The organism is Arthrobacter sp. MA-N2 (genome assembly GCF_000517125.1).
GTDB classification, from domain to species: domain Bacteria; phylum Actinomycetota; class Actinomycetes; order Actinomycetales; family Micrococcaceae; genus Arthrobacter; species Arthrobacter methylotrophus.
The window spans coordinates 2,241,020-2,263,145 of sequence record NZ_KI912155.1 but is presented as its reverse complement, the minus strand read 5'-3'; the positions used below and the strand labels follow the sequence as shown (position 1 = coordinate 2,263,145).

Genomic DNA, 22,126 nt, shown 5'->3' with positions numbered 1-22,126 from the left:
TTCGCCGCGGCGCGGTGCATTGCCTCTCGGCAAGCATTATGTCGCGTTGGCCGAATCACGGGTCTAAAGTCGATATATGCAGTCACAGCACCACGTCCCGGGCTTCACAGTCCATTTGTCCGACACCGCGGACAGTCAGGAAACCACTAGCGCGGCCACGTCCGCACGCGGCTTCAGGGAGCGCCGCAGAAACCGCCACGGGCGGGGGTTGCGTGGTGAAATCATGCTTCCCAACGTCCCCGGTTACCGGACGCGCGCGGAACGGTTCGACGACCTCGTGTTGGATTCTGCGGAACGCCTGCAGGATATGTGGGGCAAACGGCTCGACGGCGTTTCGTTCGCCGTCGACGAGATCCCGCCAAACCTTGAGCAGTTGGTGGCTGAGGGCACCGCGGCGCCGCTCGGCTCGTACACTCCGGCAGGCTATGGCGCAGGACCCGTCATTACCATCTACCGGCGCGTCGTCGAGCACACCACCGGGGGCCGCGAGGACCTCCAAGACCTGGTGCACGACGTCGTCGTCGAGTACACCGCCGAAATGCTCGGCGTGCCGCCGGAGACGCTGGACCCGGTGTACCGCCGTCGTTATCAGTAGCCCAGGGTGACCTGTACTTTTTCGTGACCGGCCGCGCCATCTTGGATGGCCAGCACCGAGACCCCGTTTTGATCGGCCTGGCCGAGGACGAGCGCGCCGTAGGCCGCGTCCCCTGCCGCCGACACGATATAGCCGGAGACCGCGGCGCCGTCGGACTTGTCCGGAATCCCAATGACCGAGGTGGTCCCCCCGGCAATCTCCACAGTTTCCGTTTTATGGACCTTGCCGTCCGAAGTGACCGGTGTGTAGCTAACGGTAGCGCGCCCCGCCGGAACACCGAAGCTCAGGGACCGGGTGCCGCCTTGAGGCACGGCCATCACATGCTGGCTGCCCAAACGGACCGCTGCCGGAGACCAGGCAAAGTCAACGGGATCCTCAGCCTTGAGTCCCCGTGTCACGCGGGTGGACGCTGCGAAGGACGCATCCGAGGTGGCGCTGACGGTGTACATGCCGGCTGGGACCCCCGTAAGAGGGACTTGGGTGACCGCGCCCGCTTTGGCAGTCACAGCTCCGCCGCCGGGCAAAGCGCGCTGGCCGTTCGGTCCGAACAAACGCACATCCACCACGGCGTCGACGGGACCGGGGACCACAATCTGCAGCGCCGGAACGGCGTCGGAAAAACCTGCTTTGTCCCCGAGTGACTTCGCGGCGGCGGGATCCTGGATGTCCACTCCGGTCATGACCTGGGCATCAGCGGCGGCAACACCGGGGGTAATGAGCTCGACGCCACCGGCTGTCAATCCGCGGAGAACGCTTTGCTGGATGCTTGCTGCAACCGGCCCGCCGCTGCTGCGCAGGTGCACTGAAAGCTGGCTCTCATTCGTGACCAATCCGGCCAAATTAATGGACCGGGTGGTGCCTGGCCCTACCAACAAGCCACGGCTGCCCGAGGCTTGGACCTGGCCACGGGAACCGTAGAGCTCCAGATTGACAGTTGCCGGCGTGCCCGAGGCGTTGCTGATGTTCAAGATCGCGGTCCGGCCCAACGCCGTGCTGGCACCCACGAGCCAAGCATCGTTGCCCGGCTGCTGGCAAGGTGCCGCCGCGAGGCCGCGGAGATCCCCGTCGCCGGCGGTGTAGCTCATCAAGCCCGCGACGGCGGCCCGCTGGCTGCCGATGGGATCGGCACCAACCACCATGACATCGCCCGCCGGACGCTGGGCCACGACGCCGGCATTGAGCACGGGAGGCCCTGGCACTGGAGTCGCGGCGGGGGCAGGAGGCTTGGCAATGTCGGCAATGGCGGCACCACCCAAGGAGGCGAGGTTGCTTCCCGGAACGGATCCGCTGGGGTCACTGAGTACAACGGCATCGAGGAAGCTTTTGGCCGAACGCGAAACGGGGCTGAATTGGGTGTCCGTGCCTGCGTCGGTTCCCTCAGGGAGACGAGGCTGCGACGGACACACTGCGGTGACCCTGCCTGCCGGAACATCAGCGAGGGACAAGTCCAAAGCTCTGCTTCCCGCAGGCCCGGGCACTATGGATGCCGCAGAGACCATGCCCGCCCCGGCCGCAAGCAGCAGCGTAGCCGAGAGCACGCCCAACACGATGCCTTGGCTCTTCCGGCCCTGCCGGTTCCCGGCTTTGCGCTGCCCGCGCTTTCTCGACTCCCCGCGTCCCTTGGGTTCGGGGTCTTGGTTGTCAGACACTGCTGTACTCCTTACGGAGGGATTTTTGTTCCTTCAGCAGGCCGGTCTTCGGCCTGCGGGCGGGCATGGGAATGGCCAACAGGATCGTCAATCCAATCACTACGGCCTGCAGAATGCTGAGCCAAGGCTCCCAGGGAGTGGTGTAGCGGATCTCGATCGCGCCGCCCGAGGACGGCAAGGTGAATGCTTGGGCCCATCCAGACGTTGTTGGAGTCAGCGCGCGGCCGTCCAACCAAGCACTCCACCCGGTATCTGCGCGCTCAGCGAGCACCACCAGGCGCCCATCCCCGCCTGCCGGGATGTTGCCCTCGGCAGACGTTCCGAGGGAGGGCAGAAGGGCAACCACCGCGCCCTTGGCATCGACGACCCTGACCCGGTGAGCCGTCCCGGCATCGGCGGCCGCAGCCTTGTCCAGTGGCGTGACCCGCCATAACCATCCGGAATCCGTCTTGCCCACAGCCACCAGTCCGGGAACGGAATCTATCCGGTTGGCCGTCAGCTGGGCAGCGGAATCGGCGGACTTCAGGACGACGTATCCGGCGCCGAGTTGTTCAAGGCCGGGTCGGGGATCCACGCCGGCCCCGGCAACAATGGTCGCCACGGCGTTCCGCACGGACGCCGTGGCGTCGTCGTCGGCTACAAGGCGTTCCTGTCCGGGTGATCCCGCAATGGAACTGGCGGCGGCGACCGTCGAGAGCGAATCCATCGTGGTACCGGATCCACGCATCAGCGATGAGGTGTAGCCACCGTTGTCGTCGGCCGTGATGACCAGCGTGCGCGTCTGTTCGGGACCTTGGCCGTGATCGACGGCTGTAGCCGGGAGCGTGCCCTGCCCTGCCGGCTGGACCAGCCGCGGTGTGCCGAGGGCACCGCCGGCCGAAGATACGGTAGCTGCGTTGGACAAGGCATTCTGTGTGGCCCATACGCCCATGCTGGCCAGCGGGCCTGCAATCAGGAGGAGGGATGTGACAGCAGAGACGGTACGCATCGCCACACGCCGGACCTGACGGCCATCTTGTGCGTTGGTCCTGAGGTGAAAGAGGTTTTCGGCTCCGATCAATGCGGCTCCCAGGACCGCGAACCCTGCAGCGGACACAGCCGGACCCGTGAAAGGTGTCACCAGAAGGTTGCCGTTGGCGCCTGTTGCCACATGTCCGGCGAGCCAAGCCCAGGCCAGGAACACGAAGGCTGCGGCCCACAGGAAGCGTGCGATGCGTGAGCGCCGGCCAGGCGCAAACAGTGCCACCACTGACAGAAGCAGGACCGGCGCGCCGAGCAGCAGAGCAAAGAGCAGCGCCCACGGGATGCTGGAGGGGCCAAAAAGTGCCAACCCGGCCAAGCCGCCGTCGAGGTCGAATTTCAGCGGTTGTCCCAGCAGTTGCTGCCACACCGGCGCGGCCTGGAAACCCAATGGAAGTCCTGGATCTGCAAGCATGGCACGGGGCCGTTCCAAGACAGAGAGCGCGTAAGGAGCGAACAGTGCGGCGCTCGGAAGCAGCGACCACCAAACGGTCCGTCCACGCCGGCCCAAGGCAATACCGCAAAATATAATAAGGACGGCAAAAGGGAGTAGCAGGGACGGCGCAGATGCGGTCACGACACCCAGCGCCAGGCCGGCAGCGGCGGCAGCCGTCCACGAGGGCGTCCCGTTGATGCCCGGCTTGCCAGGCACCGGCTTGGCTGCGATTGCTCCGGATGGCTGGCTCTGGCTTATTGCAGCACCGCGGCCGAGGGCCGATCCAGTGGCTCGCAAGAGAGCCAAAACCAGGAGGGGCATCGCCATGTGGGCCACGAGGGCGCCGACCCGTCCTTGGTTCAAGGCGACTTGGAGCGCGGGAGCTCCGGCCCAGATGAGCGCCGCGATGAAGCGGTAACGGCGCAGCCTGGTCATTGCGCCCGCGGCAAACCAGGCGCCCAGGCCGGACAGTGGCATGGCCAACAACAACAGCCACACCATGGCGGTATTGGAGTCGCCTCCACCGAACATTGACACAAACCACAGAACGTAGCCGAAGGGATCCCCGTGCCCGGGCAAGCCGGCGCCCAGGCTGATCCACCAGCTGGAGGCCGACCGCCAGATATCACCGGCTGCCGACAGCGGCAGGAGGCCGCCGCCCGATACCACGCTTGCACCGAAAAGCCCCAAGAGCCCCACGAAAGAGGCCGCCAAGGCCGCAAACGCGGCCGCCAAGGCCCCTGTGCCGATCCAGCCCCGCTCATTCGTTGCGAGGGCCGCGAAATCGTCACCGGCGTCGCCGCTCGGTTCAGGAGCCAGGGAATCCGTGGTCTCCTGGAATTCCTCCGCGCCAATCGCCTCGACGAGAGAGCGGCGGTGAGCCCACACCTCGCGCCGCGGAGTCTGCAGGCCCTTGACCATGGATCGTCGCACGCGCCGGGTTCGGGCAGCATTTCGCCTGGCACGCCAGATCGCCCGAGGGCGGCCGATGGCCGCAAGGGTGGCGCCAAGCTGGGAAATCCCGTAACCCGGCTCTTTGACAAGAATGCTCAAGACCAGCCTGAACAGGCTTCCGAGCAAGGCGCCGAGCGCGTGAAGGGGAACCTTCCAGGGCGAAGCGTGCGTGAGCCTCAAATGGATCTGGCTTTTGCGGGCGGCAGCTGGTGTCCCCAGCGCGTGGGGGCGGTGCTCCACATGGAAGATACGCGCAGCCGGAACCACCACCACCCTGTTGCCCGCGAGCCAGTTACGCCAGCAGAAATCGATGTCATCCCCCACGCCCGGAAGCGCCGGGTCAAATCCGCGCAGCTGCTCCCAAGCGTCGCGCCGGATCAGCATGCCCGCGGAATTCACCGCAAAAGTGTCCGTGCGCCCGTCGTACTGGCCTTGATCGAGTTCGTCGGCTTCGATGAGCGTTAGCCGTTCGGCCCAGCGGCTCGTGGAAAGGCCGGCGTCGATGAGTTTACGTTCCGCATTCCAGGCCAACTGCTTGCATCCGGCCACGGTGACCGAGGGAGCCCGCTCGACTGCCTGAAGCAGTTCGGCGAGCGCATCCGGGGCGGGAGCGGCGTCGTCGTGCAACAACCAGATCCATTCCGCGACCCCCGGCTCCTTCAAAGGAGCCGAACGGGCCAGGCCAGCCAGAACTGCCGCGCCGAAGCCGGTTTTCGTCTCGCCTGTGGTGGTGACATTGGCCTCACCGAACGCCCGTCGCAGCAGGGCTACAGACTTGTCCCGGGAGCCCGTATCAATGCCGATGGCGGCATCCACCGGACGCGTCTGGTCCAGCAGGGCCGTCAGGGTTCTGGGGAGATAGTTACCGCCGTCGTGCGAGACGACGACGGCGGTAACGTGTACTGCCTTGAGAATCAGACCGCTCGCTTCCTCAGCCTGCGGCGTTCACGCTCGGAGAGCCCGCCCCAGATACCAAAACGTTCATCGTTGGCGAGTGCGTATTCAAGGCACTGCGAACGTACATTGCATGCACCGCAGACCTTCTTGGCATCCCGCGTTGAACCGCCCTTTTCGGGGAAGAACGCCTCGGGGTCCGTCTGGGCGCATAGGGCGTCCGTCTGCCATCCGAGTTCGCCTTCGTCGTCGAAGTCCCGCTGGCCGGGGAGCCCGATCCACACCGGCTGTGCCGGATTGTCGAGCGGACGGCGCAGCTCCATGGGAGGATCGTCGAGATCATCCTCCGGATCTGCCGGATTGTCTCCTACAAGAGCCTCGTGGGCGGCAAGAAGGCCTGTCGCCCGGTCTTCCAGCGACTCCCGAGTGCTTTCGATGTAGCGGTCCGCCGCCTGCGGATCCGCCGGGTCAACATACCAATCCCCCGGAACTTCCCGCGACCGGTACTTGACCGACGCAAATTCCGCGACGACTGCATCTTCCTGGATACGCAACGCTTGCCCCATGGCGTCCCTCCTGATGTTTGCAGCTGCTGCCGTGCTCATTCGGTACTCGGTGATGTACCCGATACTCCCGCAGCGGCGTTCGATACCTAATTACACGTGTGTAACTACCAAGCCGTCAAGCCGCGCCGGGATAATAATCAACTTTCCGCACAAACACCTGCCGCGCCACGCCCGGGATTTTTTGTGCCCCTCGGCGCGCCACGGCGAAAAATGGAAGTCTAACATCACTTAAGATGTATTTTCGTTGAATTTCAGGGAAATCATTCGGAAGCCAGCTAAGCATCTCCCCCTCCGCCCCATGGTGGAACGTGGCGCAATTCACATGCTCCCGAGCCTGCCGGGGCGCCCCGTGGCAAGATGTAGCCATGAGCACCCCCGCGATGAACTTGATGGCAGCCTTGCGTTCCGGACACGCCACGTCACCCCGACTGACCTGGTATGGGCCTGATTCCGAACGCGTGGAGCTCTCAGGCCGGGTACTGGACAATTGGGTGGCCAAGACCAGCAACCTGCTCCAGGACGAGTTCGATGCCGAGCCGGGCATGAGCCTCCGCCTGGACCTACCGGCCCATTGGAAGTCCCTGGTGTGGGCACTGGCCGGTTGGCAACTCGGCATGGAATTGGTGCTCGACGGCGGCAGTGCGGATCTGCTTGTCACGGACACCCCCGACGTCGGTGCTGGCGCCGACTTTGATGCCGTCGTCGCCGTGCCGCTCGCAGCCCTGGCAATGCGCTGGCCCGGGGAACTGCCGCCCGGCGTCGTCGATTACGCGGCAGAAGTCCGATCGCATGGCGATGTGTTCATGGCCCACGCCGAGCCGGACGCCGCACTGCCGGCACTGCGCCGCCCCGAAGCCGAACATTCGCACAGTGAACTGCTGGACGGTTTCGCCAGGGAACATGAGGCAGGCGTCCGACTGCTGGTCCGCGCAGTGGACGGCTTGGAATCAGCCCTCGCCGACGCGCTGGGCGCATGGAACAGCGACGGTTCAGTGGTCCTGGTTCATCCGGACGTTGACATCACCCAGCACCTGTTGGACAACGAGCGCGTCAGCGGCGCTTGACCGCGTCCCCGCCTTCACCGGAGCCAGCCTCTGCTTGGGCCTCGGCCCTGCGGTGGGCTTCGATGAGCTCGTGGTCATGCGAGAAGGCCGGCTCCTCGTCCAGTTCCTTGTTGAACACCAGGAATCGGTAAGCGAAGAAGCGCACGACGGTGGCCACGAGGATGCCGACCACACCCGCCGAGAAAAGGATGTCCTTGTCCTGGATGTTCATGCCGTACTTTGCGATGGCGGTAAAACCGGTCGAAATGCCGATTCCAATGCCGTTGATCACGATGAACATCACAAACTCGCGCACCACGTTGTCCTGACGGCGGTGACGGAAGGTCCAAAAGCGGTTCGCGATCCAGGAGAACACGGTGGCCACGGTGGCTCCGACGAACCGGGCCTTGGCCTCGCTGTCCGACATCACACCGTGCATGAGATAGTAGGTCAGACCGTTATCTATGACGAACGCAACACCGCCGACAGCGCCAAACTTGGCTACTTCGCGCCAAAAGAGCGAGGCAAGTCCGCGGATGCGATCTGCAAGTGTGTTGATCATGACCCTCCATGGCCGTTGTTTCCAGGGGTGTTTCTAGGAGGCCGATGGGCCGAAGTCTACATTTTAGCTCGGTTTCCTTGGAGCTTGCCGAAAATCCGTGCGACGGAACTCACTCGAACCGCACGGGCCCCCGCCGGCAGAAGAGTCAAGGAACCAGTCACTGGTTCGGTAGGCTGAACCTTGTGAATTTTCCTGTAATTGGCGTAGTGGGCGGCGGCCAGCTCGCACGAATGATGGCACCAGCCGCAACGGCCCTTGGTTTTGAACTCCGAGTCCTCGCTGAAGGCGAGGACGTTTCTGCGGTCCCGGCCGTGGCAACGGCTCCCGTTGGCGACTATAAGGATTTGGCCGCCCTGCTCACGTTCTCCGAAGGCTTGGACGTCATGACCTTCGACCACGAACACGTTCCCACGGAGCACCTTCGGGCCCTGATTGAGGCGGGCGTGAACGTCCAGCCCGGACCTGATGCCCTCGTGCACGCACAGGACAAACTCGTGATGCGCGCCGCGATTGATCGCTTGGGGCTTCCGAACCCGGTATGGGCTGCGGTCCACGGCGTGGAGGAGCTTATCGCTTTTGGCGAGCAGACCGGCTGGCCGATCGTCTTGAAGACCCCCCGTGGCGGCTATGACGGCAAGGGTGTGCGGATCATTTATTCCGCGGAGGACGCCCGCAGCACTGCGGACTGGTTCGAAACCATGAGTCCGCTGTTGGCCGAAGAGAAGGTCGAGTTCAGCCGCGAACTGTCCGCGCTCGTGGCGAGGACGCCCAGTGGCGAATCCCGCGCCTGGCCGGTTGTCCACACCGTCCAGGTGGACGGCGTCTGCGACGAAGTGATTGCGCCGGCCCAGGACATCCACGTGGAGGTCGCCGCCGCGGCCGAAGAAGCGGCGCTGCGCATCGCAAGCGAACTCGGAGTCACCGGTGTCATGGCGGCAGAGCTCTTCGAAACGCCCGGAGTGGGGGTCGGATTCCTAGTCAACGAACTGGCCATGCGGCCGCACAACACCGGCCACTGGACGCAGGACGGCTCGGTCACCAGCCAGTTTGAACAACACCTGCGCGCCGTACTCAACCTGCCGCTCGGAGCCACCGACGCGCTGGGTGCTGTGGCGGTCATGAAGAACTTCCTCGGTGGCGCCAACCAGGACCTCTACAGCGCCTATCCCCAGGCCCTCGCTTACGAACCCGCCGCAAAGGTCCACTGCTACGGCAAGTCGGTGCGCGTCGGACGGAAGATCGGCCACGTGAACCTCGTCGGCGCCTCCGCGGCAGACGTGGATACCCTCCGCCGCCGCGCCACCGTGGTGGCCGACATTATCCGTGACGGCCATATCCCGGCCGAGACCAGCCCAGAGGAGACCGCATGAGCGAAGAAAACACCGCCCCGATCGTAGGCCTTGTCATGGGATCCGACTCGGACTGGCCCGTCATGGAAGCCGCAGCGGACGCGCTGGCCGAATTCGGCATCCCTTTCGAAGCCGACGTCGTCTCCGCCCATCGCATGCCTACGGAGATGATCCGCTACGGCCAGGGTGCGCATGAACGCGGCATCCGCGTCATCATCGCCGGAGCGGGCGGAGCTGCCCATTTGCCGGGCATGCTTGCTTCAGTCACCCCGCTGCCTGTCATCGGTGTCCCTGTCCCCTTGAAGACCTTGGACGGCATGGATTCCTTGCTGTCCATCGTGCAGATGCCGGCCGGCGTTCCCGTAGCCACTGTCTCGATCGGCGGTGCCCGCAATGCAGGCCTCCTGGCCGTGCGTATTCTTGCTTCCGGGACCGACGAGATGGCCGTCCGGCTCCGCGGCGATATGCTCGAATTCGCCCGGCAGCTCAACAACACCGCAACCGAAAAAGGGGCCAGGCTCCGCGACAAGGTCGCCGAAGTCTTCTCCTCGGCCAACGTCTCCGCCCGGAGCACCCACTAAGAGGGCGTTGCCTGGCACATCCAACGAACCGCCCCAAAACGACAAGGATCCCCTGCCGTGTACCAGCTTGAGAACCTTCTGCGTCCCTATGCGTGGGGATCGACGACGGCGATCGCCGCTCTGCTGGGAAGGCCCGCCTCGGGCGGCCCCGAGGCTGAGTTGTGGATCGGAGCGCATCCGGGTTCGCCGTCTCTGGCCACCCGCCCGGACGGGTCCTCCGTTGCCCTGGACGCACTCATCAACGTGGATCCCACCCACTTCCTCGGTGGATCGAGCCTGGCCGAATTCGGTCCGCGCTTGCCTTTCCTTACGAAGCTCCTCGCAGCTGACAAGCCACTGTCCTTGCAAGTCCACCCCGGCCTGCAGCAAGCCCGGGAAGGCTTCGCGAAGGAAAATGCCGCAGGCTTGGCTGCGGACGCACCCGAGCGAAACTATCGCGACGACAACCACAAGCCCGAAATGCTCTTCGCGCTGACGCCGTTCGAAGCCCTGTGCGGCTTCCGTCCGGCCACCGACTCGAAGCGCGTCTTCGAGCACCTCGCAAACCTCCTGGACCTGGCCGCCGTGGACGTTCCGGACATCATCACCGGAGTCATTGCGGACTTGTCCGATGCCGATGAGGCCGCGGCACTCAAAGCCTCATTCACCCGCCTGATTACCGGCGGGGATTCCGTCTCCGCTGCCACGGATCAGGTGGTCGCCGTCCTGACGTCCGGCGCGCCAATGGGCCACTACGTCGCGGAACTCTCCGCGGTCCTGCGCATCAACGCCGAGTTCCCCGGAGATCCCGGCGTCCTGATTTCATTGCTCCTGAATCTTGTCATCCTGGCGCCAGGCGAATCCGTATACTTGCCGGGCGGGAACGTCCACGCTTACCTCAAAGGCCTTGGCGTGGAAGTGATGGCGGCCTCGGACAACGTGCTTCGCGGTGGTCTTACCCCCAAACACATTGATGTTCCCGAGCTCCTGAAGACCATCGAATTCGCTGCCCTCGGTGTGCCCCGCATCGAGCCCAGGACCTCCAAGTTTGGCCAGGACCTGTATGTACCGCCGTTCCGGGAGTTCCAGCTCCAGCGCATCGAGTTGGCTCCGGGTGCGGAACCGGTGCCGCTGGCGCAGGCCGGTCCCGCCGTCGTCGTTGTCGTCTCAGGCTCCGTGCTGCTCGACTCGCCCAAGAGTGAACTCGCCTTGGCGCGCGGCGGGAGTGCGTTCATCCCGGCATACGAAGAACCCGTCATGGTGCACCCGGTTGCCGGGACAACAGAGACCAGCGTTGCGTTTGCCGTCACGACAGGCTTGGGGAACTAATTCGTGGAGTACTTTCTGCAGATGCCCGTCTGGGCGTCCTTCCAGCGTTCCCTCGGCCGCACCGTGCACGAGGAGTCGGGTCCGGGATGGCGGTTCGTCGCTGTGGAGGAAAAGAACCCTGCGGGCAAGGTGATCTACACGCCCTACGGACCCGTCGCCGATTCGCTGGAGGCCTTCGACGACGCTGTGGCCGCACTCGTGGCGATCGCGCGCCGCAGCCGGGCCGTGTTCGTTCGGATGGAACCGGTCGCTGCCGGATTCCAAGCCGCCGACGCCGGTGCGGTACTGGGCGCGCGTGGCCTGCAGCCGGCACCGTCCAACCAGCAGCCGGAATTGAGCTGGATTGTGGATTTGGAGGGCGATTTCAAGGACGTCCTTGCGCGCATGAAACCCACCAACCGGAATCTGTACCGCAACATCCACAAGAAGGGTGTCACCTTTCGGTCTACGCAGGATCCAGAGGAGATCTCGGTGCTCCTCAACTTCCTGCACATGACCGCGGCCCGCAACGGCTTCAAACCCCAAAGCGACGGCTATCTGAGCGCGGTGGCCCGCTCCCTCATGCCGGCCGGTGCCGGCACCCTGTTCATCGCCGAACTCGAGGGTGAGCCCATTGCGGCTGCGCTCGCGTACGACTCCGCCGACACTCGTACCTACGCCCACGCCGCAATAGACGATACGCACCGCAAGCTCAGCGCCGGCATCCCGTTGCTCGTCACGCTCATGGCGGATGCGAAGGACAAGGGGCTCAAGCACGTCGACCTCTGGGGGGTGGCTCCGGAGAACGAACCTGACCATAAGTGGGCCGGATTCACGGCCTTCAAGAAGTCCTTCGGGGGCCGCGAAATCGCCTACCCGGGCACGTGGGACCTTCCCGTCAACAAGCTCCGCTACGGCGCCTACCAGTTGGCCCGGAAGCTACGCGAAAAGCTCCGCTGACCCCACGCCCTCCCCCTCCCCCTCGCGCGAACTGGCAGCAGATGCCCTCAGAATCCGATTTTCCGGGCATCTGATGCCAGTTCGCGGCGGGTAAACCGCGCCCGTCGAACCTTGTCTACCACTTCCGGCCGGGGCCCGAGCAGATCCTCATAGTGAACCCGGACTTCGCGCCAACCCAAGCGCTCCGTCAACGCCTGGCGCTTGATGTCCCTTTGGTACTGCACGGCTTCCCCGTGATGACGGCCGTCGTACTGGAGAGCAATACGTTCCTTCACGTAGGCGGCATCGGGCCACACAGCGGGAGCGCCCCATTCGTTAAGGATGACGTGGTTCAGCGTAGGTTCAGGCAACCCTGCATGCAGCAATGTAAGGCGCATTTGCGTTTCCTGCGGCGAATCCGCGCCGACTCGAACCAAGTCCAACGCCAGCCGGGCCTTGCGGACGCCCCGCATGCCGGGATGGGCGGCCACCATCGCCCTTAAATCGTCAATGGTTGCCAGTGCCCTGCGTGGCTTGGGATGGTTTTCGCCGTGTTCGACGACGATCGAGTCGCCCGCCGCGACAACGTCGTCGATGCTCATCAATTGGGCCAAGTCCAGCCACGTCCGCGCGGGCGAGGTGAGCCGGACGCCGTCGAGCTCCATCACCTCACCCGCTTTGAACGTTAGTTGGTGCCCGACAACGTTCCGCCTCCGCGGTTTCCACCGCTCGCCAGAGCGGGCAAGGTGGATTCGCCAGTCCTCTTCAAGGGCCATGGACAAACTGATGCGGTGGATCCGTGCCGCCGATCCATGGCTAAGACAGCAATCGGGGTCGAGCTCCGTGTAACCCCGCAAGTGTTCCGCGACCGTCCCCTTGCTGTGCAACGGCAGGCGCAATCCCCGCGACAACGTGACAATTCCGGCGCGGCGCAATTGCTTCTGGCTCAGTCCGAGGGTCTCAGCGGCCGACGCCGGAAAGGAACCGTTTGGGAGCTGCGGGGGCATCGGAGTCCGGGACATGCTCAATTCTTGCCCGGCTTCGAGCCCTAGATTGAGTTATCCACAGGTGGGATTCCGGCGTTAAGAACGAACTGGCAGCACATGCCTCCAAAATTCGATTCAGAGGGCAAGTGCTGCCAGTTCGCAAGGATCGGTGGGAGGACGAGCCTACTTGCGGGCGTAGCCTTCCCATTTGCTGGCCTGGTGCTCACCCTCCACGAAGCGGATGGTGCCGGACTTGGAGCGCATCACGATGGACTGGGTCAGGACCTTGTCCTTGGAGTAGCGCACGCCCTTGAGGAGATCGCCGTCGGTGATGCCCGTGGCCGCGAAGTAGCAGTTGTCGCTCGTGACGAGGTCGTTCGTGGACAGCACGCGCTCGAGGTCGTGTCCGGCGTCGATGGCCTTTTGCTTCTCTTCGTCACTGGTGGGCCACAAGCGACCCTGGATGACGCCGCCGAGGGACTTGATGGCACACGCGGCAACAATCCCCTCCGGGGTCCCGCCGATACCCATCAGGGCGTCGACGCCGGTGCCGGAGCGTGCGGCGGCAATGGCGCCTGCGACGTCACCGTCCATGATGAACTTGGTGCGGGCGCCCGCCTGGCGGATTTCTTCCACGAGCGGACGGTGGCGGTCGCGGTCCAGGATCATGACGTTGAGCTGGTTGACCTTGACGCCCTTGGCCTTGGCGATCAGGTGCAGGTTCTGCTTCACCGGCAGGCGCAGGTCCACCATGTCGGCTGCCTCGGGACCCGTGACGAGCTTCTCCATGTAGAACACGGCGGACGGATCGAACATGGCGCCGCGTTCGGCCACTGCCAGCACGGCGAGGGCGTTGTTGATGCCCAGGGCGGTCAGGCGGGTCCCGTCGATCGGGTCGACGGCGACGTCGCACTCCGGCCCCGTGCCGTCACCGACGTGCTCGCCGTTGAAGAGCATGGGGGCTTCGTCCTTCTCACCCTCGCCAATGACAACGACGCCGTTGAAGTGGACGGTGTGGAGGAACGAGCGCATGGCGTCAACGGCGGCACCATCAGCTTTGTTCTTGTCGCCGAAGCCAACCCAGTGACCTCCCGCAATGGCCGCAGCCTCAGTGACGCGGACAAGTTCGAGGGCCAGGTTGCGGTCCGGCTCATCGGTCCCGACTGCGAGTGCGGGCGAGATCGTGGAATACTTCTGGGACATTGGCGCTGGAGACACGTGAACCTCTTCTTCGATGCGATTCGTGGGACCAGGAGTGGCCACACTTGACGGCCTGGATGATTCCTCTACCAGTGATCATAGTCGCGGCGGAGCAGCATGGTCATGGGATGACCGGCTCTCAATACGTGCCTTGCGTGGGCCGGCCGTTGTGTATTAGCCGCTTGGATAAGGGACTATTGAAGCGTGAGTGATACGCAAGACAAAGCAACAGCCGCCACCCCCTTAAGCGATGACGGCCGCGGCCCCGTGAGCATCGACGACGGCAATCAACCGGCCGTCAAGCCCGTCATCGCGGCGAAAGCAGCCAAACGGGCGAACGCGTCAGTGATCGGCATGCTCATCGCGTTGCTGCTCTGCGTACTGGCATTCCTGCCGGTCGTCCTCATGAACCCCGCGCCGAAGAGCAACGGCTACAAGCCCAACGTGGATGTTGCCGGCAGCGCCGCCAACGCCAAAGATGTGGCAGGTTTCACACCTGTTGCGCCGGATACCGGCGACACATTCAGCCCAAACTACGCGCGCTGGATGTCTGGCACCGGCGACGGGGTGCCCACTTGGGAAGTCGGATACCTCACTCCCAAGCAAGCGTTCATCGGCATTGTCCAAACTCGCAAGGCCAATCCCACCTGGATCTTTCAGCAGACCGGTAATGCTCCGGTGACAGGCACTCGCAGCGCCGGCGGCCATGACTGGGAACTCCATGACACGGCCAAGGGCACCCGCAGCATGGTCCTGAACTATCGCGGAACCACAATCATCCTGAGCGGCACGGCAGGACTCGACGAATTCTCCACCTTGGCCGCGGCCGTGGTGAAGGCCGTGGACGCAGCCCCGATCCCTTCCCCGGATGCAAGCACGAAGCCCGGCGCAACAGTTTCGCAGACTGCTACCCCGACGCCGTAAAGTAGCGGCGTGGCCACTTATCTGACTCCTGCCCTTGCCTGGCGCCGTTTGCGCGAAGGAAATGAACGCTTCGTCGCCGGGGAATCCCTGCATCCCAACCAGGATGCCTCGCGCCGGAACTCCTTGGTGGAGGATCAGCATCCATTTGCGGTGATTTTCGGCTGCTCGGATTCCCGCCTGGCCGCGGAAATCATTTTTGATCTCGGCCTCGGCGATGCCTTCGTGGTCCGCACGGCCGGGCAGGTGATCGACGACGCGGTCCTTGGTTCGCTTGAGTACAGCATCTCGGAGCTTCACGTTCCGCTCATCGTGATCCTTGGCCACGACAGCTGCGGCGCGGTGACAGCGACCAAGAGCGCCGTCGAAACCGGTGAAATGCCCGCAGGTTTCATCCGTTCCCTGGTGGAGCGCATCACCCCTTCCGTCCTCACGGCAATGCGCAACGAGCAGACGGACGTCAACGAGATGGTAGTGGAACACGTCAAGCAGACGGCCCGCCGCTTGGCGGACAGTTCCCGTGTGATTTCCGCCGCGATCGACGACGGCCGGGCCGCCGTCGTCGGGCTGTCCTACAAGCTGGACGAAGGCCGTGCGGCGCTGGTTTCCGGGATCGGCGAGCTCTAAAACGGAAGCCGGAACCGCCCGGGACGGACGGTCATCAGCGACCGTTGCTTTACAAGCCGGTTTTCGGTCAAGCGGCCACCCGCCATAAGCTAGCCCCATGACTTCCACTCAAGAATCCAACGCGGCCGAGTTCCGTATTGAACATGACACGATGGGCGAAGTTCGCGTCCCCGTGAACGCACTGTACCGCGCACAGACGCAGCGCGCCGTGGAGAACTTCCCGATCTCCGGCAAGACGCTTGAGCGCGCACACATCGAGGCCTTGGCACGCGTCAAAAAGGCCGCGGCCTTGGCAAACGCAGAACTGGGAGTGCTCGACGGCGAGCTCGCCGAAGCCATTGCCAACGCTGCCGATGAGGTTGCCGCCGGAAAGTACGACGGCGACTTCCCCATCGACGTCTTCCAGACCGGTTCGGGTACGTCCTCCAACATGAACACCAACGAGGTCATTGCGGAGCTAGCAACGCGCGCCCTCGCCGCCGCCGGGAGCGACAAGGTTGTCCACCCGAACGACCACGTCAACGCTTCCCAGTCCTCCAACGACGTCTTCCCGACGTCGGTCCACGTCGCCGCGACATCGGCCCTGATCAACGACCTGATCCCGGCCCTCGAATACCTGTCCGCTTCCCTTGACCGCAAGGCCGTGGATTTCAAGGACGTCGTCAAGTCCGGCCGCACCCACCTCATGGACGCCACTCCAGTGACCTTGGGCCAGGAGTTCGGCGGCTACGCAGCGCAGGTCCGCTACGGCATTGAGCGCATCAACGCTGCCCTCCCCCGCGTTGCCGAGGTCCCCTTGGGCGGCACCGCCGTCGGCACCGGCATCAACACTCCGGAAGGCTTCCCGGAGCGCGTCATCGAGCTGCTGGCCGCGGACACCGGCCTGCCGCTGACCGAGGCACGCGACCACTTCGAGGCGCAAGCCAACCGCGACGGACTGATCGAGGGCTCCAGCCAGCTGCGCAACATCGCGATCTCGTTCATGAAGATCAATAACGACCTCCGCTGGATGGGTTCCGGTCCCAACACGGGCTTGGGCGAGATCTCCATCCCGGACCTGCAGCCCGGCTCCTCGATCATGCCCGGCAAGGTCAACCCCGTCATTTGCGAGGCGTCCATCATGGTCTGCGCCCAGATCATCGGCAACGACACCGCCATTGCATGGTCCGGTACCAACGGCGCCTTCGAGCTCAACGTCGGCATCCCCGTGATGGCCGCCAACCTGCTCGAGTCCATCCGGCTGCTGGCCAACACCAGCCGGGTCATGGCGGACAAGATGATCGACGGCATCACGGCAAACGTGGAGCGCGCCCGCTTCCTGGCTGAGGCTTCCCCGTCCATCGTGACGCCGTTGAACAAGTTCATCGGTTACGAGGCCGCAGCAAAGATCGCCAAGAAGGCTGTCGCCGAAGGCTTGACCATCCGCGAGGCCGTGGTCTCCCTCGGTTACCTCGAGCGCGGCGAACTGACGGAAGAGCAGCTCGACAAGGCCCTCGACGTCACCACCATGACGCGCCCGGCCCACAAGGCCTAGCCTCACCCCAGCCCGACCGGCCAGCCCGACGGCGGCCGGCACCTTCCCCACGGAAGGTGCCGGCCGCCGTCGTCGTTTCGGGAGCATGCGCGTTCCGCCGATTTCCACTTTTTGCACTTTCTGTAAGTAAGTGCAAAACTGTACTTTGTGGAAAATAGTGCAAATGTCGACGGCGGGCTCCGGGAGCGCAAGCGCGCACAGACCCGCGCGGCGATCACCGCCGTCGCACGCTCCCTGACCGCCCAGCGCGGCCTCAACGGTTTCACGGTCGAGGAAGCCTGCGATCAAGCCGGGATCTCGCGCCGGACGTTCTTCAACTACTTCCACACAAAGGAAGACGCGGTGATCGGCTCGTTCTCCGACGAGCTTCCGGAAGATGCTTTGGATACCTTCAAACGCAATCCCGCCCGCGCCACAGGTACCATCTCCGACTCGTTGCTGGTAGCCATGCGCCACTTCACCCTGGCAGTCCTCGAGCGGTCCACCGTCAGCCCGTCGGAGATCCGCCAACTCATCGCAGCCGTCACGGCCGAACCCCAGCTCCTGGGGCGGCTGACACGCGAAGGCGAAGTCCGCGAGCGCCAGTTCGCCGAACTCATCGCCGCACGGGAAGGACTCGCGGCAGACCACCCAGAGGTCATCATGGCCGCCGCGGTCTTCGGCGCGGTCACCAAGAAGACAAGCCAACAGTTCTTTTCCGAAGAGAACACCCGCGCCTACCGCGAACTGCTCGACCAAAACCTCAACGCGGCCCGCACGCTCTTCGCCCAAGCGCTGGACACCAACCCCGTCGAACTCCAGAAGGACCCATCGTGAGCACCACTCCAAAAACCAAGGCGGCAGCGGAACCGCTCCTCTTGACGCAGAAACGGATCTGGATCATTTTCTCCGCGCTGATCGCCGGAATGCTGCTCTCCAGCCTGGACCAGACCATCGTGTCGACGGCCATGCCCACCATCGTCGGCAAGCTCGGCGGCGTCGAGAACCAAGCCTGGATCACCACGGCCTACCTGCTGGCCACCACCATCGTCATGCCGATCTACGGCAAGTTCGGTGACATCCTGGGCCGGCGGAACCTTTTCCTGACCGCCATCGGTTTGTTCACGGCAGCCTCCATCGCTTGTGCCTTCGCCACCGATTTTTGGAGCTTCGTAGTCTTCCGCGCCGTCCAGGGCCTCGGCGGCGGCGGTCTGATGATCCTGTCCCAGGCCATCATCGCCGACATTGTCCCGGCCAAGGAGCGCGGCAAGTACATGGGTCCCCTCGGTGCCATCTTCGGCCTGTCCGCCGTGGCCGGCCCTCTCCTGGGAGGCTTCTTCGTCGATCACCTGAGCTGGGAATGGGCTTTCTACATCAACATCCCGGTCGGCATCGCAGCCTTCACCATCGCTTGGTTCACGCTCACCCTGCCGAACAAGAAGGCCGAAAAGCGCATCGATCTCCTGGGCGTACTGCTGCTGTCCGCCGCCACGGCCTGCCTGATCTTCTTCACCGACTTCGGCGGCAAGAAGGACCAGGGTTGGGATTCCCCGCTCACCTGGCTTTTCGGTGCAGGAATGGTCCTCGCCGCCTTCCTGTTCGTCCTCGTGGAGCGCAAGGCCGAAGACCCCATCATTCCGCTGAGCCTGTTCAAGAACCGGATCTTTATCAACGCAACGGCCATCGGCTTCACTTTGGGGCTCGGCATGTTCGCGGCTATCGCCTTCGTGCCGACGTTCCTGCAGATGTCCTCCGGAACCTCGGCCGCCGTCTCGGGCCTGCTCATGCTGCCGATGATGGTGGGCCTGATGGGTACCTCCATCTACTCGGGAATCCGAATCTCCAAGACCGGCAAGTACAAGATGTTCCCGATCCTCGGAGCGAGCCTCACGATCGTTGCCATGCTATGGCTCACCACGCTCACCGCGGCAACCCCGGTCTGGGTCATCTGCATCCAGCTGTTCATCTTCGGTGCAGGCCTGGGCTTGATCATGCAGGTCATCGTGCTGGTGGTCCAGAACGCGGTTCCGGCCGAGCAGATCGGCACGGCGACCAGCACCAACAACTACTTCCGCGAGGTCGGAGCCTCGTTGGGCGTGGCCGTCTTCGGCTCCATCTTCACCACGCGGCTGGCCGAGTCACTCACCAAGGCCTTCACAGGGGCCGGCGCTTCGGCCTCACAAGCTTCGCAATCCACCAGCAAGCTCGATCCACAGACTCTCGCCCAACTGCCGGCCCAGGTCAAGGACGCCATCGTCAACGCCTACGCCGATTCGCTGGCACCGGTGTTCTGGTACCTGATCCCGTTCATCGCCGTCGCACTCCTGCTCGCCATCACGCTCAAGCAGATCCCGCTGTCCGACACCGCCGGAATGGTGGCCCGGGGTGAGGCCGTGGGAGGTCAGGAAGCCGAGCGCCTTGAAGCCGCTCGCCTGGTTGGCACGGCGAAGGGCACCGCCGACGCAGACGCGGAGCCGGATTCGGAGCCGGATTCGGGGCCGGATTCGGAGCCGGATTCGGAGCCGGATTCGGGGAGCGAAGAGGACAACGACAGCGAGCTCGCCCTGCGCTGAAGCTAGGGACATGCCCGGCTTTGGCTCGGACCAGTGGACATATGGGGAATATGCCCAGTGCCCGGATGCAAAGCCGGGCATGTCCACCGGGCCGAACGGCGCAACTGACGCTTCTGGCCTAGGCTGGAACCCATGAGTTCAGAGCCCGAAGAATCCGCGACCATCAGCCCGGCCGTTCGATGGGGATTAGGGGCAGTCCTTTTCAGCCTTCTAGCCGTCTCCATGGTCTCCGCCAAGGGCGAGTGGTGGACCATTGCGGGCGCTATCGCCTGCGGTACCACCGCATGCCTCTTCGCTGCCCGCGCGATCCTGGCAGCCCGTCAATCGCGCTGATACGCGACGGCGGAGCCTGGCTCCAGCGCAAGCCGGATGGTTTCGCGGTGGCCTGCGCTGATGTCCGGCAAGTCGTCCAGGGCAAACCAAGCCACCGCGATTGATTCGTCGTCGTTGACACGTGCCTCTCCCGAGATATAACGGCATTTGAAGGCAATATCCAGGAAGTCGCAGACATCCCCGTTCGGATACGTGACCGGGCCGATCACACCCACCGCCAGAATGCGCTCAGTTTCGGCCACCACGGCAGTCTCCTCGAAGATCTCCCGGATCAATCCAGGAGCTGGGTGCTCCCCCGGTTCGAGCATTCCCGTAATCAGGGTCCAGCGGCGGTTGTCGGCCCGTTGGCACAAAAGGACCCGGTCCTCGTCGTCCAACACCACGCCGCGAACGCCGGGCAGCCACAAAGGGTCATTGCCGATCTTCTCGCGGATTTTCAGGATGAACTCGGGGATCGCCACTGCCTTAGCCCGCTTTCGTCGAAACAGCCAAACCAACAGTAGGGCGAGTATCCCACCAGGGACGCCCGAAGGACAGCGATGGGGCTGCTCCCACCGGTGACTCCGCCGCCCTCGTCAAGCAGGCAGGGCAAGCATCGCCGCCGCCGCACCGGCAAGCATGAACGGCCCGAATGGAATAGAGGATTTCAGGGTTCCCCGCCGGGCAGCCAGGATTCCCAGGCTCCACAGCCCGCCGAAGAGGAACGCCGCAAACGTCCCGGCGAAGACATGCGCCCAGCCCAAATAGCCAAGGTAAAGACCGAGCACGCCCGCCAGTTTGACGTCGCCGAAGCCCATTCCCGGCGGATACGCCAAACGGAGGATGAAATAGAACACCCAAAGGACAGCTCCCCCGGCCACGATCCCCAAGGCCGGCACCCCCAGGAAGGAGGCACCGCCGTCGGGCGTGTTCCCTTCCGCTCCGCCGGAGAACCCTCCTGCGGCTCCGCCCGCCAGGGTGACAGCGATCGCAGCCCCGATCAGCAACACCCCGGCGATCGCATACGAAGGGAACACGATCCGGTTTGGCAACAGGTGGTGACGGACGTCAATGACTGTGAGGCGGGCAGCCATGATCGCAAAGTACACACATGCTGCGAGCAGCAGCCAGAAGGCCGGGAAGCTGGTCCCCCACAAATCGCCGAGTCGTCGGATCACCCTCGGATGCTATCGGTTTTCCGAAACCCGCGCCGGTCACGCGCGCCTAGACTGTGGATATGGGGTCCTACAGTGTAGAAATCCAAGGCAGTCCGGACGCCGACATGTCCTCCGTCTTCCGAAATCTCTGCCGTTCCTCACCGTGGAAATGGACCAGTTTGAGGTTCGAATACTTGGACCGGCCGGGCGACGCAGGAGACACCGTGCGCGCTTGGCTGCGCAGGCCGGGTGCCCTTCGGCTTGAAACCATGGAAGGGACGTTGCTGCACAGCACCACCGGCATCAACGACTCCCGCGACGGGCTATACCTTGGTTCCAAGCGCAAGTCGTGGCTCTTGCCAGCCCATTTGGTGACCCCGGTGTACGACTCGGGAGGGCTCGTCCGCAGACGCCCCGAAGCGGCGTACGGCGAACCGTCCTTCGGCAACGGGCGGTTGGCAGCCGCCCTCGACCCGGTGGAACTCTCCGGAAATGCGCCGGTGCCCATGGAATTTCCGGAATCCAACCGGGTGGCCCTCGGTCCCATCCGAGAAGTGGATCACGAGGGTCGTCCGGCGCTGGAAACCATCGCGACGCCGGGACACAGTTACGTGGCGGCCGATCCGGGTAGACCGCTCTGTTTTCCCGGGCGCACGCTCTTGCGGGTGGATTTGGGAACGGGCGTGTGTGTTTCCAGCCAGTCGCTCGACGGCGACACTGCGGGCCAGGGGCATTGGATGCGGGTCCTGGGTGTGGACGAATACATGCTCGATGATTTGTTCCTCGCTGAGTCGATGAACCTCACCGACGTCCGGAAGCACATCAGCTGGGAACTCGGCCCTCACGCTTGAACACCGGCTAGTTGACCGGGTGCCAACAGGAACGCTCGCTCACCTATACGCCCCTTTCGCCAAACGTTCGCTCACCTTTGGGGCCTTCCCTCTACATGAGCGTGCGTCAGC

Annotated in this window: 21 protein-coding genes; 13 read left to right on the top strand and 8 right to left on the bottom strand. The window is 64.1% G+C overall.

The genetic code is table 11. The features are described 5' to 3' along the window. The first annotated feature begins 76 nt into the window (after positions 1–76). Positions 77–595: a metallopeptidase family protein gene (locus A3M3_RS0111310; RefSeq protein ID WP_028266421.1), complete on the top strand. Its 519-nt coding sequence runs from the start codon at positions 77–79 to the stop codon at positions 593–595. Here the strand turns inward: A3M3_RS0111310 and A3M3_RS24775 are convergent. Genes A3M3_RS24775 through A3M3_RS27460 form a run of 3 tightly spaced genes read right to left on the bottom strand, consistent with a single transcriptional unit; the run spans position 589 to position 6,114 of the window. Further along, on the bottom strand, positions 589–2,244 hold the full coding sequence (locus A3M3_RS24775) for a DUF5719 family protein (protein WP_051423125.1): 1,656 nt from the start codon (positions 2,242–2,244) through the stop codon (positions 589–591). The two genes, A3M3_RS0111310 and A3M3_RS24775, sit on opposite strands and share 7 nt — an antisense overlap. Beyond that, positions 2,237–5,569, bottom strand: coding sequence for a glycosyltransferase (locus A3M3_RS0111300; RefSeq protein ID WP_035741649.1), 3,333 nt, complete (start codon positions 5,567–5,569; stop codon positions 2,237–2,239). The genes A3M3_RS24775 and A3M3_RS0111300 overlap by 8 nt, the downstream gene beginning before the upstream one ends. Further along, positions 5,569–6,114 carry a WhiB family transcriptional regulator gene (locus A3M3_RS27460; RefSeq protein WP_081736778.1) on the bottom strand — a complete coding sequence of 182 codons (546 nt, stop codon included), beginning with the start codon at positions 6,112–6,114 and terminating at the stop codon, positions 5,569–5,571. The genes A3M3_RS0111300 and A3M3_RS27460 overlap by 1 nt, the downstream gene beginning before the upstream one ends. Positions 6,115–6,479: 365 nt before the next feature. Here A3M3_RS27460 and A3M3_RS0111290 point away from each other — a divergent pair, with 365 nt between their 5' ends. Then, complete coding sequence (locus tag A3M3_RS0111290) at positions 6,480–7,178, top strand: TIGR03089 family protein (RefSeq protein WP_028266418.1); 699 nt, start codon at positions 6,480–6,482, stop codon at positions 7,176–7,178. Here the strand turns inward: A3M3_RS0111290 and A3M3_RS0111285 are convergent. Further along, on the bottom strand, positions 7,165–7,719 hold the full coding sequence (locus tag A3M3_RS0111285) for a GtrA family protein (protein ID WP_028266417.1): 555 nt from the start codon (positions 7,717–7,719) through the stop codon (positions 7,165–7,167). The genes A3M3_RS0111290 and A3M3_RS0111285 overlap by 14 nt on opposite strands. Before the next feature lie 182 nt (positions 7,720–7,901). Between A3M3_RS0111285 and A3M3_RS0111280 the strand changes: the two genes are divergently transcribed. From A3M3_RS0111280 to A3M3_RS0111265, 4 genes are read left to right on the top strand one after another with little or no spacing between them, the layout of a single operon-like run. Then, a complete protein-coding gene (locus A3M3_RS0111280; protein ID WP_028266416.1) occupies positions 7,902–9,089 on the top strand; it encodes a 5-(carboxyamino)imidazole ribonucleotide synthase in 1,188 nt (395 codons plus the stop codon). Then, the gene (purE, locus tag A3M3_RS0111275; RefSeq protein ID WP_028266415.1) at positions 9,086–9,649 is read left to right on the top strand and encodes a 5-(carboxyamino)imidazole ribonucleotide mutase; all 564 of its coding nucleotides are present in this window, start codon (positions 9,086–9,088) and stop codon (positions 9,647–9,649) included. Before A3M3_RS0111280 ends, purE begins: the two co-directional genes overlap by 4 nt. Before the next feature lie 57 nt (positions 9,650–9,706). Further along, entirely contained in the window at positions 9,707–10,957 is a 1,251-nt protein-coding gene (gene manA / locus A3M3_RS0111270) for a mannose-6-phosphate isomerase, class I (RefSeq protein ID WP_028266414.1), read from the top strand. 3 nt (positions 10,958–10,960) lie between these two features. Continuing rightward, the gene (locus A3M3_RS0111265) at positions 10,961–11,896 is read left to right on the top strand and encodes a lipid II:glycine glycyltransferase FemX (RefSeq protein ID WP_028266413.1); all 936 of its coding nucleotides are present in this window, start codon (positions 10,961–10,963) and stop codon (positions 11,894–11,896) included. Positions 11,897–11,943: 47 nt separating this feature from the next. Here the strand turns inward: A3M3_RS0111265 and A3M3_RS24770 are convergent, their stop codons facing one another. Both A3M3_RS24770 and glpX read right to left on the bottom strand, forming a co-directional pair. After that, complete coding sequence (locus A3M3_RS24770) at positions 11,944–12,897, bottom strand: hypothetical protein (protein ID WP_051423124.1); 954 nt, start codon at positions 12,895–12,897, stop codon at positions 11,944–11,946. A gap of 147 nt (positions 12,898–13,044) precedes the next feature. Further along, complete coding sequence (glpX, locus tag A3M3_RS0111255; RefSeq protein ID WP_028266412.1) at positions 13,045–14,064, bottom strand: class II fructose-bisphosphatase; 1,020 nt, start codon at positions 14,062–14,064, stop codon at positions 13,045–13,047. Positions 14,065–14,265: 201 nt separating this feature from the next. Here glpX and A3M3_RS24765 point away from each other — a divergent pair, with 201 nt between their 5' ends. From A3M3_RS24765 to A3M3_RS0111225, 6 genes are all read left to right on the top strand, one after another. After that, the gene (locus tag A3M3_RS24765) at positions 14,266–14,985 is read left to right on the top strand and encodes a DUF4245 domain-containing protein (protein ID WP_081736777.1); all 720 of its coding nucleotides are present in this window, start codon (positions 14,266–14,268) and stop codon (positions 14,983–14,985) included. A gap of 9 nt (positions 14,986–14,994) precedes the next feature. Beyond that, positions 14,995–15,609, top strand: coding sequence for a carbonic anhydrase (locus A3M3_RS0111245; RefSeq protein ID WP_028266411.1), 615 nt, complete (start codon positions 14,995–14,997; stop codon positions 15,607–15,609). 97 nt (positions 15,610–15,706) lie between these two features. After that, a complete protein-coding gene (locus A3M3_RS0111240; protein ID WP_028266410.1) occupies positions 15,707–17,143 on the top strand; it encodes a class II fumarate hydratase in 1,437 nt (478 codons plus the stop codon). A 147-nt stretch (positions 17,144–17,290) separates the two neighbouring features. Further along, positions 17,291–17,959 carry a TetR/AcrR family transcriptional regulator gene (locus A3M3_RS0111235; RefSeq protein WP_028266409.1) on the top strand — a complete coding sequence of 223 codons (669 nt, stop codon included), beginning with the start codon at positions 17,291–17,293 and terminating at the stop codon, positions 17,957–17,959. Continuing rightward, the gene (locus A3M3_RS0111230; protein WP_028266408.1) at positions 17,956–19,695 is read left to right on the top strand and encodes an MDR family MFS transporter; all 1,740 of its coding nucleotides are present in this window, start codon (positions 17,956–17,958) and stop codon (positions 19,693–19,695) included. Before A3M3_RS0111235 ends, A3M3_RS0111230 begins: the two co-directional genes overlap by 4 nt. A 132-nt stretch (positions 19,696–19,827) precedes the next feature. Next, the gene (locus A3M3_RS0111225; protein ID WP_028266407.1) at positions 19,828–20,028 is read left to right on the top strand and encodes a hypothetical protein; all 201 of its coding nucleotides are present in this window, start codon (positions 19,828–19,830) and stop codon (positions 20,026–20,028) included. Here A3M3_RS0111225 and A3M3_RS0111220 read toward each other — a convergent pair. Both A3M3_RS0111220 and A3M3_RS0111215 read right to left on the bottom strand, forming a co-directional pair. Further along, positions 20,016–20,489 carry an NUDIX hydrolase gene (locus A3M3_RS0111220; protein ID WP_028266406.1) on the bottom strand — a complete coding sequence of 158 codons (474 nt, stop codon included), beginning with the start codon at positions 20,487–20,489 and terminating at the stop codon, positions 20,016–20,018. The genes A3M3_RS0111225 and A3M3_RS0111220 overlap by 13 nt on opposite strands. A gap of 114 nt (positions 20,490–20,603) precedes the next feature. Next, complete coding sequence (locus tag A3M3_RS0111215; protein WP_028266405.1) at positions 20,604–21,185, bottom strand: prepilin peptidase; 582 nt, start codon at positions 21,183–21,185, stop codon at positions 20,604–20,606. Positions 21,186–21,244: 59 nt separating this feature from the next. On the opposite strand from A3M3_RS0111215, the gene A3M3_RS0111210 reads away from it, so the two are divergent. Further along, positions 21,245–22,015 carry a hypothetical protein gene (locus A3M3_RS0111210; protein WP_028266404.1) on the top strand — a complete coding sequence of 257 codons (771 nt, stop codon included), beginning with the start codon at positions 21,245–21,247 and terminating at the stop codon, positions 22,013–22,015. Positions 22,016–22,126 lie beyond the last annotated feature (111 nt).